General features: G+C 42.3%; 12 protein-coding genes. 5 read left to right on the top strand and 7 right to left on the bottom strand.

The genetic code is table 11. From position 1 onward, the window contains the following. Positions 1 to 29 precede the first annotated feature (29 nt). The gene (locus ACS8FB_RS10730; protein WP_439262835.1) at positions 30 to 647 is read right to left on the bottom strand and encodes a pseudouridine synthase; all 618 of its coding nucleotides are present in this window, start codon (positions 645 to 647) and stop codon (positions 30 to 32) included. 408 nt (positions 648 to 1055) lie between these two features. On the opposite strand from ACS8FB_RS10730, the gene icd reads away from it, so the two are divergent. Next, positions 1056 to 2315 carry an NADP-dependent isocitrate dehydrogenase gene (gene icd / locus ACS8FB_RS10725; RefSeq protein ID WP_439262833.1) on the top strand — a complete coding sequence of 420 codons (1260 nt, stop codon included), beginning with the start codon at positions 1056 to 1058 and terminating at the stop codon, positions 2313 to 2315. Between the two features lie 143 nt (positions 2316 to 2458). On the opposite strand, the gene ACS8FB_RS10720 is transcribed toward icd, so the two are convergent. After that, the gene (locus tag ACS8FB_RS10720; RefSeq protein ID WP_439262831.1) at positions 2459 to 4678 is read right to left on the bottom strand and encodes an NADP-dependent isocitrate dehydrogenase; all 2220 of its coding nucleotides are present in this window, start codon (positions 4676 to 4678) and stop codon (positions 2459 to 2461) included. Between the two features lie 734 nt (positions 4679 to 5412). On the opposite strand from ACS8FB_RS10720, the gene ACS8FB_RS10715 reads away from it, so the two are divergent. The 3 genes from ACS8FB_RS10715 to glyA all read left to right on the top strand — a co-directional run bounded on the left by ACS8FB_RS10715 (position 5413) and on the right by glyA (position 8878). Next, positions 5413 to 6738, top strand: coding sequence for a GNAT family N-acetyltransferase (locus ACS8FB_RS10715; protein ID WP_439262829.1), 1326 nt, complete (start codon positions 5413 to 5415; stop codon positions 6736 to 6738). Positions 6739 to 6801: 63 nt separating this feature from the next. Further along, a complete protein-coding gene (locus ACS8FB_RS10710; protein WP_439262827.1) occupies positions 6802 to 7305 on the top strand; it encodes a chorismate--pyruvate lyase family protein in 504 nt (167 codons plus the stop codon). Between the two features lie 316 nt (positions 7306 to 7621). Next, on the top strand, positions 7622 to 8878 hold the full coding sequence (gene glyA, locus ACS8FB_RS10705; RefSeq protein WP_439262825.1) for a serine hydroxymethyltransferase: 1257 nt from the start codon (positions 7622 to 7624) through the stop codon (positions 8876 to 8878). Positions 8879 to 9125: 247 nt separating this feature from the next. On the opposite strand, the gene ACS8FB_RS10700 is transcribed toward glyA, so the two are convergent. The 5 genes from ACS8FB_RS10700 to ACS8FB_RS10680 all read right to left on the bottom strand — a co-directional run bounded on the left by ACS8FB_RS10700 (position 9126) and on the right by ACS8FB_RS10680 (position 13982). Next, positions 9126 to 9824 (bottom strand): ZIP family metal transporter, encoded by a 699-nt coding sequence (locus ACS8FB_RS10700; protein WP_439262823.1) that lies wholly within the window; start codon positions 9822 to 9824, stop codon positions 9126 to 9128. A 193-nt stretch (positions 9825 to 10017) separates the two neighbouring features. Then, positions 10018 to 11292 (bottom strand): sodium/glutamate symporter, encoded by a 1275-nt coding sequence (gltS, locus tag ACS8FB_RS10695; protein ID WP_439262821.1) that lies wholly within the window; start codon positions 11290 to 11292, stop codon positions 10018 to 10020. Positions 11293 to 11380: 88 nt separating this feature from the next. Then, entirely contained in the window at positions 11381 to 11725 is a 345-nt protein-coding gene (locus ACS8FB_RS10690) for a barstar family protein (protein ID WP_439262819.1), read from the bottom strand. 1 nt (position 11726) lies between these two features. Next, a complete protein-coding gene (locus ACS8FB_RS10685; RefSeq protein ID WP_439262817.1) occupies positions 11727 to 12479 on the bottom strand; it encodes a ribonuclease domain-containing protein in 753 nt (250 codons plus the stop codon). A 201-nt stretch (positions 12480 to 12680) separates the two neighbouring features. After that, positions 12681 to 13982: a glutamate-5-semialdehyde dehydrogenase gene (locus ACS8FB_RS10680; protein WP_439262815.1), complete on the bottom strand. Its 1302-nt coding sequence runs from the start codon at positions 13980 to 13982 to the stop codon at positions 12681 to 12683. Between the two features lie 452 nt (positions 13983 to 14434). Between ACS8FB_RS10680 and ACS8FB_RS10675 the strand changes: the two genes are divergently transcribed. Beyond that, on the top strand, positions 14435 to 14791 hold the full coding sequence (locus tag ACS8FB_RS10675) for a hypothetical protein (protein WP_439262813.1): 357 nt from the start codon (positions 14435 to 14437) through the stop codon (positions 14789 to 14791). The last annotated feature ends 294 nt before the right edge of the window (positions 14792 to 15085 follow it).

Raw genomic sequence — 15085 nt, 5'->3', positions numbered from 1 at the left:
TCAGCAGCAAATTTGCTACAACCTGTGTTCTAGTACTTTATGATACCTAACTGCTGACAGCGCTCTTTACTTAAATGAATACGTACAAACTCACCAACACCTAGATCGCTCAATTCAAACCCAGCCACTGACCATCTGATTAAGCGTAAGCAAGGCAGGCCAACATGTGCTGTCATACGACGTACTTGACGGTTTTTTCCTTCGTAAATGGTCAGCATTAGCCAGGAGTCAGGTACGCTTTTACGCTCGCGAATAGGCGGGTTGCGTGCCCAAAGAGACATCGGTAATTCGTCTTCGTTTAGATGTTTGACTTTAGCAGGCAGCGTCTTACCGTCTTTTAAAACAACACCTGTTACAAGCTGACGTAGTTGCTCAGGAGTTGGGATGCCTTCAACCTGTACCAAGTAAGTTTTGCCTTGTTTGTGCCCATCATTGGCCTTTGGTGGATGCGTGATGGCTTTGTTTATCCGTCCATCACTTGTCAAAATAAGTAAGCCTTCTGAAGTCGCGTCTAAGCGACCAGCCACTCTCAAAGACTTGTCAGTGAAGTATTCAGATAACGTAGTATGGTCATTGTTACTATCGTCACGAAACTGACTTTGTACTCCGTAAGGTTTGTTAAATAAAACAAGGCTTGAGGTTGACATAAGGCAAATATATCCAAACAAAGAAGAAAAAGAAAAGGTTTTATATGATAAAAAAGGAAGATTGCGCTACCTATTATCGTCTGACATTTTGAAACCAAACCGTCTGAGAATAGATGTTAAAATAGGCACTATTCTTTACTCATACTAAGTATGTACTAAGCATGAACAGCTATCATATTATAAATATACCAGTTGATAAGCGTCTAACATAGTCAGACAAAACGAAAGCAGTATTGAGTCAATAGCATACTAAACAAACATCACGTTAGCTAACCTCAATTATAAAACCATGATGGAATAAAGGTATTTGCAGTACTAGTAATCGAAATATTTATAGCAAATATTTGTCATATAGCAAAGTGATCAATGGGCCTGAGAACCCTAACACATAATCAAGGAATTTTATTTATGTCTTATAACAAGGTTATCGTACCAAGAGACGGAGAAAAAGTGACAGTCAACGCTGATTTGTCGTTAAACGTTCCTAATAATCCCATTATTCCATTCGTTGAAGGTGATGGTATCGGTATAGATATCACGCCTGTCATGATAAAGGTGGTCAATGCTGCTGTAGACAAAGCCTACCATGGCAAAAAATCAATCATCTGGATGGAGGCCTACCTTGGTGAAAAAGCTGCCAAAATCTACGAAGGTGACTACTTGCCAAGCGAGACATTAGATGTCTTAAAAGACTATGTCATCAGTATCAAAGGTCCATTAACCACACCAGTTGGCGGCGGTTTTCGTTCATTAAATGTTGCAGTACGTCAAGAGCTTGACTTATACGTCTGTCAGCGTCCAGTACGTTGGTTTGAGGGTGTCCCAAGTCCAGTCCAACATCCTGAATTGACTGACATGGTCATCTTCCGTGAAAACTCAGAAGATATCTACGCTGGTATTGAATGGAAAGCGGGTAGTGAAGATGCCAAAAAGGTCATCGACTTTTTACAAAATGAGATGGGTGTCGATAAAATACGCTTCCCTGAAGACTGCGGTATCGGTATCAAACCTGTATCAAAAGAAGGCACACAGCGCCTAGTGCGCAAAGCCATTCAACATGCTATCGATAATGACTTGCCAAATGTAACCTTAGTGCATAAAGGCAATATTATGAAGTTTACTGAAGGTGCGTTTAAAGAGTGGGGCTATGAGTTAGCTGCGGAGCGTTTTGGCGCCGAGTTGTTAGATGGCGGTCCTTGGATGACGATGAAGAATCCCAAAACAGGTAATGAGATTGTCATTAAAGACGTCATCGCCGATGCATTCTTACAGCAAATACTAATGCGTCCTGCAGATTACTCAGTAGTGGCAACACTAAACTTAAACGGGGACTATATCTCTGATGCACTGGCAGCAGAAGTTGGCGGTATTGGTATCGCACCAGGCGCGAATAAAGGCGGCGCTGTTTCTGTTTATGAGGCCACTCATGGTACTGCGCCAAAGTATGCAGGTCAAAACAAAGTAAATCCAGGGTCGTTAATACTGTCAGCTGAGATGATGTTACGTGATATGGGCTGGGTTGAAGCAGCAGACCTGATTATTGAAGGTATAAAAGGTGCGATTGCTAATAAGACAGTGACTTATGATTTTGAGCGCTTGATGCCAAAGGCTACCTTACTTAGTACCTCGGAGTTCGGTGCAGCAGTCATCAAGCATATGAACGCTTAAAATTTCATGGAAACGTCAGCTTTAAACCTGCGTTGCTTATAACGCTACATAGTGATTCCTTGTTTCACTAATTTCTTAAACCGAAAAAAACACCCCAACGATCTTAGACCGTTGGGGTGTTTTTATTTTAACCAATTACGTACTTATAACGAATTGATAGCTTCGTTGAATGTTGTGCTAGGGCGCATTGCCTGCTCAGCCAACTTTTCATCGGCAAAATAGTAGCCATCGATATCTACAGATTTACCTTGAGCGTCATTGAACTCTTTAACAATAGCGTCTTCTTGACTCTCAAGACTTTGCGCAAATTTAGAGAATTTCTCTTTTAGCTCGCTGTCTTGCTCTTGTGCCGCAAGCTCTTCAGCCCAGTACATAGCCAGATAGAAGTGACTACCACGGTTATCTAACTCACCTGTTTTGCGTGATGGTGATTTGTCATTCAATAGCAGTTTTTCTGTCGCTTTATCAAGCGTATCTGCCAATACCTGTGCTTTGGTATTGTTATCGTTTTTGGCCAAATGCTCCAAAGACTCAGTTAAGGCTAAAAACTCTCCCAACGAATCCCAACGTAGATGGTTTTCTTCTACCAGCTGCTCGACGTGCTTTGGAGCAGAACCGCCGGCACCCGTTTCAAACAGACCGCCACCCTTCATTAAAGGTACAACTGAAAGCATTTTTGCGCTCGTGCCCAACTCTAAGATAGGGAATAAGTCTGTCAGATAGTCACGTAAGATATTACCAGTCGCAGAAATAGTATCCAGACCACGCGCCACGCGCTCTAAGGTATAACGCATCGCACGAACCTGTGACATGATCTCAATATGTAAGCCATCAGTATCATGGTCTTTTAAGTACATATTAACCTTTTTGATTAGCTCGTTTTCGTGCGGACGATATGGATCTAGCCAAAAGATAACAGGCGTATTTGATTCACGTGCGCGGCGTACAGCAAGTTTCACCCAGTCTTGAATCGGTAAGTCTTTGGTTTGACACATGCGCCAGATATCACCCTTTTTGACGTCTTTTTCGAGCAAGACTTCGTCGGTGTCAATATCGACAATACGTGCCATACCGGTATCGCTAGATTCAAAGGTCTTATCATGCGAGCCATACTCTTCAGCTTTTTGAGCCATAAGGCCGACATTAGGGACAGTACCCATCGTCGTTGGATCAAAATTACCATGCCATTTGCAAAAATTAATCATTTCTTGATAGATACGAGCAAAAGTAGACTCAGGCATAACGGCTTTGCAATCGTATAATTTGCCATCAGCGCCCCACATTTTACCGCCATTACGAATCATAGCAGGCATAGAAGCATCTACGATAATGTCGCTTGGAGAATGGAAGTTGGTAATACCTTTTGCAGAGTCGACCATGGCCAGACGCGGGCGATGCTCTTGACAGGCATGTAAGTCCTGCTCAATCTCTTCACGCTTTGATGCTGGTAATACTGAAATTTTATCGTATAGATCAGCCATGCCGTTGTTGACGTTAATGCCTAACTCATCAAAACACGCGCCATGTTTTTCAAAGGCTTCTTTATAGTAGATTCTTACTGCATGCCCAAAGACGATAGGGTGAGAAACTTTCATCATGGTGGCTTTTACGTGCAATGAGAACAAAATACCAGCTTCGCGGCAGTCTTCCATTTCACGCTCATAAAACTCTAGCAGTGCATCTTTACTCATGACCATCAAATCGATGACTTCTTTGTCTTGCAACGCAATTTCAGGCTTTAAGACTTTTTTAGTGCCATCATCGAGCGACAATTCCATGCGGACAGTGCGAGCTTTATCTAATGTTATAGACTGCTCACCGTCATAAAAGTCACCGCCATGCATGTGCGATACGTGCGTGCTTGACCATTGCTTCCATTCACCCATAGAGTGCGGATGTTTGCGAGCATAGTTTTTGACAGCCTTTGGTGCACGGCGATCTGAGTTACCTTCACGCAGTACAGGGTTTACTGCACTACCCAGCGCTTTACCAAAACGCTTACGCAGCTCTTTTTCTTCATCCGTTTGAGGATCTTCTGGAAAATTGGGTATCGCGTAGCCTTTGCCTTGTAGCTCTTTGATTACCGCTTTCAACTGTTGCACAGAGGCACTGATGTTAGGTAGTTTGATAATATTGGTGTCAGGTTCTTGTGTTAGACGACCAAGCTCAGCCAAATTGTCAGGAACACGTTGCTCTTCATTTAAGTATTCAGGAAATTCAGCCAATACTCGGGCGGCAACAGAGATATCGCTGGTCTCAATAGCAATCCCTGCCGTCTGCGTAAAAGCCTTAACAATAGGTAAGAACGACAGAGTCGCCAGCGCTGGGGCTTCATCAGTTTTTGTATAAATAATTTTTGACATTTTAGTAGGGTAATCCTTTAGTCGGTAGTTAATAATAAGGCTTAGTATTATTTTAAATGCTAAATGCTAAATGCTAAATGCTAAATGCTAAATGCTAAATGCTAAATGCTAAATGCTACTAAGCGATAACGAACTATATGGCTATAACTAGTACATTATATGCAGTTCCAAAAGTTAAAACAGCTTAAAATTTTCTATTACTCATGTTCATTTACAGGCGTTAATATAAGATTTCAAAAGGTTGCCCTAAAGAAACCATTTTTAAAAGTAACTGATTGACAGCACATTATAGCTAATCCGCTATAAATTCGCTCAATGTCAATCTTGTTTAATGAACTAAGTGTACTGTTTTTGCTCATATCCTATGTATCTAAATTATATTAATCTAATAACAGCTTTATTCTACCAGTCATCGACACTGATATCATCTTTTCCATGCAATTAACGTTTTTTGCAACTATTATCTAGGGGCAAATTTTTTGGTATATTTATAAAACCAATCGATAACGTAAATATCTGTGGTTTATGTAGCAAACGCCTTGCTTGGCTATAATCATACAACATAATAAGTAAAGTCATCTGCAGCGTTGTAGATGACTTTTTGTATTGGTTGAGCATAAAGCTCAATTTTTTGAACATTATTGTTTGCTTTAATGGGATATTTTGCAAATTGTGACAGCAAAATAGTTGACGTTTGATACGCTAAACCATAAAGAAAATGCAATGTGAGAATTATGAATTTACAATATGCACTACTCAAAGACACAAGCTGGCAGAGTCAAATCGATTGGCAATTGCCTGATACGCCTTTTATGTCGTTTGCCTTTTGGCAGGCATTAATAGATACACATGCCATTGGCGAGCAGGCAGGATGGTTGCCTATTTTCGTTTTGGTTTATCGTACAGATGATGTGGGTCACAAAGCTACGATCGATACTATCATAGAACCAGTAGATATTGCTCAAGCTGTCGCCGTCATGCCAGTATTTGTAAAAAATCATCATCGCGGTGAGTTTGTGTTTGATCATGCATGGGCGCAAGCTTACGCGCAATATGGTCTTGACTATTATCCGCGCCTAGTGACAAGCTCTCCTTATACCCCAATTACTGGGCAGCGCTTATGGTTGGCGGCTGGCGAAACGCTTGATACCAATATCGTAAAAATGATTATGGCAGGAGTAGACGACATTGCCCAGCAAGTAGGAGCGTCAAGCTGGCATGGACTGTTTGTAACGCCAGAATTGGCCAAGCTGGCAATGTCAGCAATGCCTGCTCATAATGTGAGTGATCCGGCACAAATAACCCATACTGAAATAGAGGCGCTTACTGCAAATAATCCTATCCTTGAGCGCCAAGGCTGTCAGTTCTTATGGCAAAATAAGGATTTACTGCAAGATGGCAAGCCGTTTACAGACTTTGATGCGTTCTTAACGACATTGACGGCTAGAAAACGTAAAAATATTCGTGCTGAGCGTAGAAAAGTGATTGCCCAGGGGATTCGTTGCGTTCGTAAATGCGGAGATGAGACTACTGAGGCGGATTGGAAGGCATTTTATCATTGTTACGTAATGACCTATGCCGTCCGCGGACAGCAGCCATATTTAAAAGAAGCGTTTTTTATGGCATTAGCAAAACAGATGCCTGAGTGTCTGTTGTTAGTACAAGCTTACGATACTAATGATGAGATTATTGCCAGTAGCTTGTTTTTATACGACAAACCCCATAGCGACAATGCGACTTTATATGGGCGCTATTGGGGTGCGCTTGGTGAGTATGATAGTTTGCATTTTGAGCTGTGCTATTATCAAGGCATTGAGTTTGCCATTGAGCAAGGTTTGACGCATTTTGATCCCGGTACTCAAGGTGAGCACAAACTCATAAGAGGGTTTATTCCAACTAAAACACACTCATTGCACCGTATTTATGATCCACGTTTTGTACCAGCGATTGCTGACTTTTGCGCAAAAGATCGACTACAAATGGCGCGATATCGCCAGCAAGCGCACGATGCATTACCGTTTAATATTGATAACATGCCAGAGTTTACTGATCACGATTGATAAGGTTTGAGAGTTATGAGTAATATTAGCTTTTCTTTTCTAACTTCTCATATTTAGTCACTTATGCCCAGTTACTCCTTTGATTATTTCAATACTTTGCCACCGCCCATTGAGCTATTACCATGGCTCAATGCCGAAGGCTCATTAACTGCAATGCTAGAAGAAAAGGCAGGGCAGCCATTACGCGTAGAGCGTAGCTTTGAAGGTTATCGTCAGCTTACGTTACACCAAAAGCGGCAACTAGGTCTGCATAACTCCGCACTTAATCGTTCGATGCTAGCATGGGTACGCGAAGTTCGGTTGTATGGTAATGAGGATAAGCCTTGGGTACAGGCGCAGAGTGTCTTTCCTTTAGCAAGTCTAGAGGGAGGTGCGAGTCGTCTGCAGCAATTAAAAGGTATTCCTATCGGCTATGTCTTATTTAAACGCAGCCGTACTTTACCTAACAAGCGCTCTGTCTGTTTAACTGACGATGGGTGGCAACGTCAAACGTGTTATGACTGGTATAGACGTAAATTACTGATTAGTGAAACCTTTTTATCAGCATTTTTGTCTAGTGATGCTTGAGGGTTTTTAATAATCGTAGGTTTGCTAGATAAACATTGCTAGATATGACGTATTTAACATGTGCTGGCATGTATTAAGATAAGAAAAACGCTTATTTTGTTGGCCATTTATTTACGCTATAAAACCATCTAATTCGCTTAGCTTAAGGTAAGGGTTTTTTGCGCTCATAACATAAAATTTCATGTTACACTTGCCCATAGCGATACGCTAAGTGCAGAAGTACATCAAAACTTGTTGCTGATATCGAGGCGCCGACTCTAGGCTTCTTTTTTCTAACAACGCCTTTTTAATAATAGTCAATACGTAGGACATACATATGTTTAAAGATATATCTATCAAGGATTTTGATCCAGAACTTTCAAAAGCCATGGAAGCTGAAAGTGTACGTCAAGAAAACCATATTGAGCTTATTGCGTCAGAAAACTATTGCTCGCAAGCTGTGATGGAAGCGCAAGGTACAGATCTCACCAATAAATACGCCGAAGGCTATCCTGGCAAGCGTTATTACGGTGGCTGTGAGCACGTCGATGTCGTTGAGCAATTGGCTATTGATCGTGCAAAAGAGTTGTTCGGTGCTGAATATGTCAACGTACAGCCGCATTCAGGTAGTCAAGCAAACTCAGCCGTCTTTTTAGCATTGCTTGAGCCTAACGACACGGTACTAGGCATGAGCCTAGACGCGGGTGGTCACTTGACGCATGGCGCGCATATTAACTTTTCAGGCCTTAACTACAACGCCGTACAGTACGGCTTGGTCGAGGGCACTGGCCTTATCGATTATGATGAAGTTGAGCGTTTGGCAAAAGAGCATAAGCCTAAAATGATTATTGCTGGTTTTTCAGCATACTCACAGGTTGTAGATTGGGAACGTTTCCGTGAAATCGCCGACGAAGTAGGCGCGTATTTACTAGTAGATATGGCACACGTGGCTGGTCTTATCGCTGGTGGCGTTTACCCAAGCCCAGTACCATTTGCTGATGTAGTCACTACGACAACGCACAAAACCTTACGTGGCCCGCGTTCAGGTATGATCTTGGCTCGCGATGAGAAGCTGGCGAAAAAGCTCAATTCTGCGGTATTCCCAGGCAACCAAGGTGGTCCATTGATGCATGTAATCGCGGGCAAAGCGATTTGCTTTAAAGAGGCGCTAGAAGACAACTTCAAAACCTATCAGCAGCAAGTCGTCAAAAACGCCCAAGCGATGGCTAAAGTTATCCAAGAGCGTGGTTATGAAATCATCTCTGGTGGTACTGAAAACCATCTAATGCTGATTAGCTTGGTTAAGCAAGAAATGACGGGTAAAGAAGCGGATAAATGGCTTGGCGATGCGCATATCACTGTCAATAAAAACGCTGTACCAAATGATCCAAAATCTCCGTTTGTCACCTCTGGTATCCGTATCGGTACGCCAGCGATTACTACACGTGGTTTTAACGAAGCGCAAGCTAGTGATTTGGCTGGCTGGATTTGTGATGTTCTAGATAGCCGCGGTGATGAAAAAGTCTTGGCCGATGTACGTGACAAAGTAGAAGCCATCTGTAAAGAGCTACCAGTTTACGAAAAAAACCAGTAAGCCAGTTCTCTTAATTTAGCCAGCGCTTATTAGTCGTTGGATAAAAAAAACCGCTCAGCTTAGGCTGAGCGGTTTTTTCTTGTTATAAAAAAGTCTGTCTTTTTATGCTTAAGGTTATGAGTAACTGACAGCCTTGTTATAGCTAAATTTCCAGTCGTGATTTTGGAACATTGATGGTTTGGTCATAGTATTCAGAATTATAGTACACGGAGATTAGGCAGCCAACGTATCAGCCATGCCAAACACATCAACCACCGAGCTGATTTAAGGCCAACGCCAATATCAGGCCAACACTCGCACTGATACCCGCCCAGTGGTTGCCGCGTTTAAAAGCAGTTGGAAACACCTCAGTCGCTAGAGAAGCAATAACAGCTCCAGCAGCGAAACAATCGATAGCACTAATAATCTCTTCATCAACGCCCTTGAGCAGCACCTTACCTAAGATAGCAGCAAGCGATAACAAAACAGCAGCACCGATCCAAAGCATGAGCACTTTCTTGTTACTTTTGCCATTTTTGCGCATCTCTTTGGCACCGCCGGCTGCTTCTGGAAGGTTGGACAACAAGATAGAACCTGCTAATGCAGCGACTTGCATTACGTTACCGCTTAGAAGTGATACGCCTAGCGCCAAATTTTCAGGCACCCCGTCAAGTGTGATAGCAGCCAATAGTCCACCACCGCCTTCTGAGTTGAGTTTTTCATCAATCAGGTAGTCAACACCTGCAAATACGATGGCGCCTAATAAAGTGAAAGCCGCTGTGATCCAAATTCCGCTATCAGTCACAGCTGGTTGTAATAGCTCGATGACCACTGATATCGTCAGTGCGCCGCCTGCGACCGCCAACAAGTTGCCTTCAAGCCAGCTAGGTAGTCGTCCATACAAACCCCAAAGCGCCCCGACGATAAGGGCGCCTGATACAACAATGATTACTGCAAACACTAACATAATTTACCTCAATATTTTTATACAACATTGATAACGGCTAATGGTTTTGGTGTCATTATAAGTTGCGTAACAAAAACGTAAGGTTTGTTCTTTAAACTATGTGATCAGTAAACACGCTAACTAAAAACCCCAACTAACCAAAGTGTAGTTGGGGCTTTAATTATTACTAAGACTGGTCTAAAAAGTCTTGTTTTTACATAAACGGCAAATTAACGAATATTTGCAATACCGTAGCGTTGACAATATCGACAAAGAATGCACCAACCATTGGCACAATTAAGAACGCCTTATACGAAGGCAGGTAGCGATCGGTGACCGCCTGCATATTTGCAATCGCAGTCGGCGTTGCTCCCATACCAAAACCACAATGTCCTGCTGACAAGACAGCGGCATCGTAGTTTTTGCCCATTACCTTAAAGGTTACTAGGTACACATAGATAATCATAATCACCGTTTGTACAATTAAGATAATCAGTACAGGTCCTGCCAAATCAGTCAGCTGCCATAGTTTTAGTGACAACAATGCCATGGCCAAAAACAGGCTCAAAGAGGCGTTACCTAATACATCAATGGCACGGTCAAACATCTCGAAGTTAAAAAATATCGTCAGTACGTTACGAATAATCACACCGCCTGCCAGCGCCCAGACGAAGGTAGGCAACTCAAACCAAGTATCGGCTGCAACCAATGTCATGGTTTCTGCAAACGCCAGTGCACCGGCGAACAATGCCAAAGTTTCGATAGTAGAGGACGCAGTAATAAGACGAATGTGGTCAGGTCTTTCAAAGATTTCTTTATCATTTAAAATGTCGTCTTCGTCGTGCTTGGTACTATATAGTGACTGCGCGCCTGTTACCTTTTCGATATCACTTGGACTTTGATTGTAGGGAGTTGGCTCTATACCAAGCCTTTGAATCAACCGACGAGCTACAGGCCCACCGACTACGCCGCCTGCGACTAGACCATAAGTTGCAACAGCGATACCTAGAGTCGTTGCACCGACTACGCCATATTGCTCCTCTAAAGTAATGCCCCAGGCGCCTGCTGTACCATGTCCACCAGTAAGCGCGATAGAACCTGTGACCAACCCAAGTAAAGGGTCAAGTCCAAGAGCACTTGCCATCGCGACACCAACGATATCCTGCAAGATAATAAAAACGGAAACCACAATGGTGAAAACTAATAATGGCGTACCACCTGCTTTGAGCTTACTAAAATCAGCACTCAGACCGATAGAGGCAAAGAACATCAGCATGGTCGCCGTTTGCAATCCTTGGTGAAAGTTAAAGCTAAATCCCCAAAATATATTTAATATATAAACAACGACTGCAGCGACCAAACCACCTGCAACTGGTTCTGGAATATTAAAGTTTTCTAAAAATTTAATATTTTTAACCAAAAAACGCCCTAGCAGTAGTACTAAAGTGGCTAGTATCAAGGTGTAATAGCCATTTAAAGTAATCTCCATACTTCAATCCTTTCTCTAAATATAAATTAACCCAAATTTGGGACAAAATTATATTTATCCCAAATTTAGGTCTCGTGATAATTAGCGACTAATCCTTGTCTTTTGTCGGCATAGTCACCCAAAGTTGCGGCTTGCCGAAGTCCTTATAGGCATCTTCAATAATGCCTTTAAAAACGTTAAAGTCCTCAGTGTTTATGTTCTCTACCGCAGCCAAATTAAGCGCTAGATATGCAACTTTACTGTCTGTCAAACAATCCCACGCACTGTCCCAGTTATGGGCAAAGTAGCTGGGGAAATCGCACGCTTCGGCTAAACTTGTTAAAAGTGTTTCTTTATCAAAAACCTTACCGATTGGGATATCGATAGCCTGCTCAGGAATGCTATCACTAAGTGTTATACCGTTTTGATTAATATAGTAAATGGCTTGGCTCATGTCAGTTTACCTGCAGTTTTTGAAAGCTATCGTAATGGTCGATGGTCAAATAATAGACGGTAGGAGGGTTGCCACCAGTGACAATACGCCGCGCTCCTCGATGAGACACCCCAGGCGTAGGTACGGTGTACTCACGGTAGTAGCCTTGGGACTGGGCAGGCAGTCTGCTTTCACGATTATAAAAGGTAGTACCGTCTTTATTCGGATATGGAAAAGGTCCACCTTGTTGAATCAGCACAATGGTTTGGTCTATCTGAGGGTCGCCAGTAATAGCGCTTGTCTCTGTTTCAACATAAGAAGAAGCTGACGTAGTATTAGATGGAGCATCACCGAGTAACGCCGGCTTTAATTCTGTATAGCCAAAGAATATGATGGCAATAAGAATAAGTACGCTAAGAGCAGTCGATTTCCAGCTTTTTTTGTTCTGCCTATTAGAGTTACTAGTATCGTTACGGCTATTCACGTCACTTAGTCTCTGACTGCCGCTCTGATGACTTTGGTTTGAACGTATTGAGGCGTGATTTACTTTGGCGGAACTCTCTTCGATACTCAACGAAGCATCCGTAACCTCAGTTGCTCGCAATTGATCTTTATGGTTACGTTCGCTATTAAAATAGACTCGTTGACCTACGGTAATTGGCTGCGACAACCTGACGTTACTGACATGAAAGAAGACATCTTCACTTTGCTCATCAACATCGATAAAGCCATAGCCTTTATCTGAGTTATAGTGCTTAATTTTGCCACTTTGCATGAGATCATGTTCCTATATAATGTTTTCGTTATGTTGCAACCTGATCTTTATCATGGTTTTTATTGAGAAAGTGAGTTTTTATGGCCCATTTACCCTCAATAAAAAAACGCCAGCAATGGGGCTGACGTTTTTTGTGGATTATACTTGAGGTTAGGTCATAAGTGGTAGGTTAAGGAGTAAAAGTTAACAAGAGACAACAAGTTAGGCACGTGTCTCACCATGTCCATAGACGATCCACTTCTGTGAGGTTAGGCCTTCGAGTCCTACCGGGCCACGCGCGTGAATCTTGTCGGTTGAGATGCCAATCTCTGCGCCCAAGCCATACTCAAAACCATCTGCGAAACGACTAGAAGCATTAATCATGACGCTTGCTGAGTCCACTTCACGAATAAAGCGCTGCGACTTAGTATAGTTATCAGTAATGATGACATCGGTATGATGGCTGCCATGGGTGTTGATATGTTCAATGGCTTCATCGATGCCTGCCACGATTTTAATCGCTAAGATAGGCGCTAGATATTCGGTATCCCAGTCCTCATCGGTTGCAGACGATAGGTGACCCTCAAGCTTGGCATTGTCATTCAAGAGAGCTTGCGCCTTATCATCGAGACGTAGTTGCATGGCGTCATCAGCTTGTACGATAGCTTCAGCAATCTTCGGTAATAGCTCATCTGCAATCGTGTCATCGAGCAATAACGTCTCCATCGTGTTGCATGTGCCATAGCGATGGGTTTTTGCATTGACGCTGACATCGATGGCGATTTTTGAATCAGCGTCGCTATCGATAAAGGTATGGCAATTACCGTCTAAGTGTTTGATGACGGGTACTTTGGCATCATTACTAATACGAGCAATCAAGCCTTTGCCGCCACGCGGTACAATGACATCGACGTATTCTGTCATAGTAATAAGCTCGCCAACGGCAGCGCGATCTGTGGTTTGCAGTACTTGTACGCTATGCTCAGAGAGGCCCGCTTTTTTTAGGCCTTGGTGGATACATTTAGCGATTGCTTGATTGGATTCAAAGGCTTCAGAGCCACCGCGTAGAATAATGGCGTTACCTGATTTTAGGGCCAATGAAGCAGCTTCTAAAGTAACGTTTGGGCGTGATTCATAAATCATGCCAACGACGCCAAGTGGCACGCGCATTTTACCTAAGTGAATACCAGATGGGCGATAGGTCATATCGGTGACCTCACCGATAGGATCAGGCAGGGCTGCGACATCTTTTAGACCTTGAAGCATGCCCTCAAAGCGATCTTCGTTGAGCTCTAAGCGATCTAAGAGTGCTGCTTCAAGGTCGTTTTTTTGACCGTTATCCATATCGATTTTGTTAGCAGATAAAATATCTTGTTTGTTATCAACTAATACATCACGAATCGCTATCAATGCTGAATTTTTATCGCCAGTATTGGCAGCGGCAAGCGTACGCGATGCTGTACGAGCTTGTTTGCCGACTTGTTGCATGTAAGTAGCGACATCTGCGGTATTTGATTGACTCATAGAAGGGTTCCTTGTGTGTGTGGATGAGAGTTTTTCACTAATAAGGGGTTGTCATTGGCAAGAATTTACGTTTTTTCGCCTTCACAACGTGATGCTATTTAACATAGAGGAGTTACCGTCGATAGTAAAGATGAATTTGTGAACAGTATCTGCTTTTACTTAGCAATTTTTGTCACTTACAATGTCTTTGCCAGCCTTTATAAATATAAGATTTAAATCAAAATATTGTCTATTTGTAAGTCTGTTAACTCAAAATAATCATATAAAAAACTTAATACGTACGCGGTTACGCACTTTTAACATAACTGTGCTGTAAATACTAAGGTAGTGACAAACAGTTATCAGTATAGTTGAGTACTAAATAACCAGACATTCCCTAAACTCAATATCCATTAAGTGGGTTTAGAAAATTTTTTCATCCCATTATGCTTATTAAGCAACGGAGAGTTCAGATGAATACTATTAAAGATATGACTACCTCAGATACGACCACTCACAAACCTATGCATAAAAAGTGGCTTTACGCTTCTTTAGCAGCAGCGGCTTTAACATTGGGTGCTTGTGCAGATAAAGAAGCACCTATGAGTGAAGAAGAAACAGCTATGGATGCGCAAGTAGAAGTAGAGCAAGATGCCACTAGTGTTGATGATGTCGAGCAAGTCACAGAAGGAGTCAACAGTGCAGATATCTCTGATGATCCTATGGTGAATGATGATGTTGCCGTTGCTACGGCTGATGAGTCTGAAGTGGCTGACGACACTGAGATACTAGACGGTAGCGAATCAGAAGAGCATGTATCAACCTACTAATTTTAATCTCTTAAATTACTATTAATAAGCTTACAGACTGGCTGTTGATAAGCCTATAAACTGGCTATAACTTAAGCTGACTATTACCAGTTTTATATAAAAAACAGTAATATCATATGTAAGCTCAGATATGCTAACACTGTCTGAGCTATTTTTATGGAAAAAGGATAAAGAAGCAAGAGATATCAAGCACAAAAAATAGATAGAAAGTTTGCCTTTTGGTCTTGTTTTAGGCGACAATGTGGCGCAAACGTCCTATAGAACTTATTAGCATCATTTTAAGTTATTATTACG

It is taken from the genome of Psychrobacter sp. 1U1 (assembly GCF_051847535.1).
In the GTDB taxonomy this organism is placed as follows: Bacteria; Pseudomonadota; Gammaproteobacteria; order Pseudomonadales; family Moraxellaceae; genus Psychrobacter; species Psychrobacter saeujeotis.
Note: the sequence above shows the minus strand (reverse complement) of the source record. Positions and strands in the feature narration are given on the sequence as shown.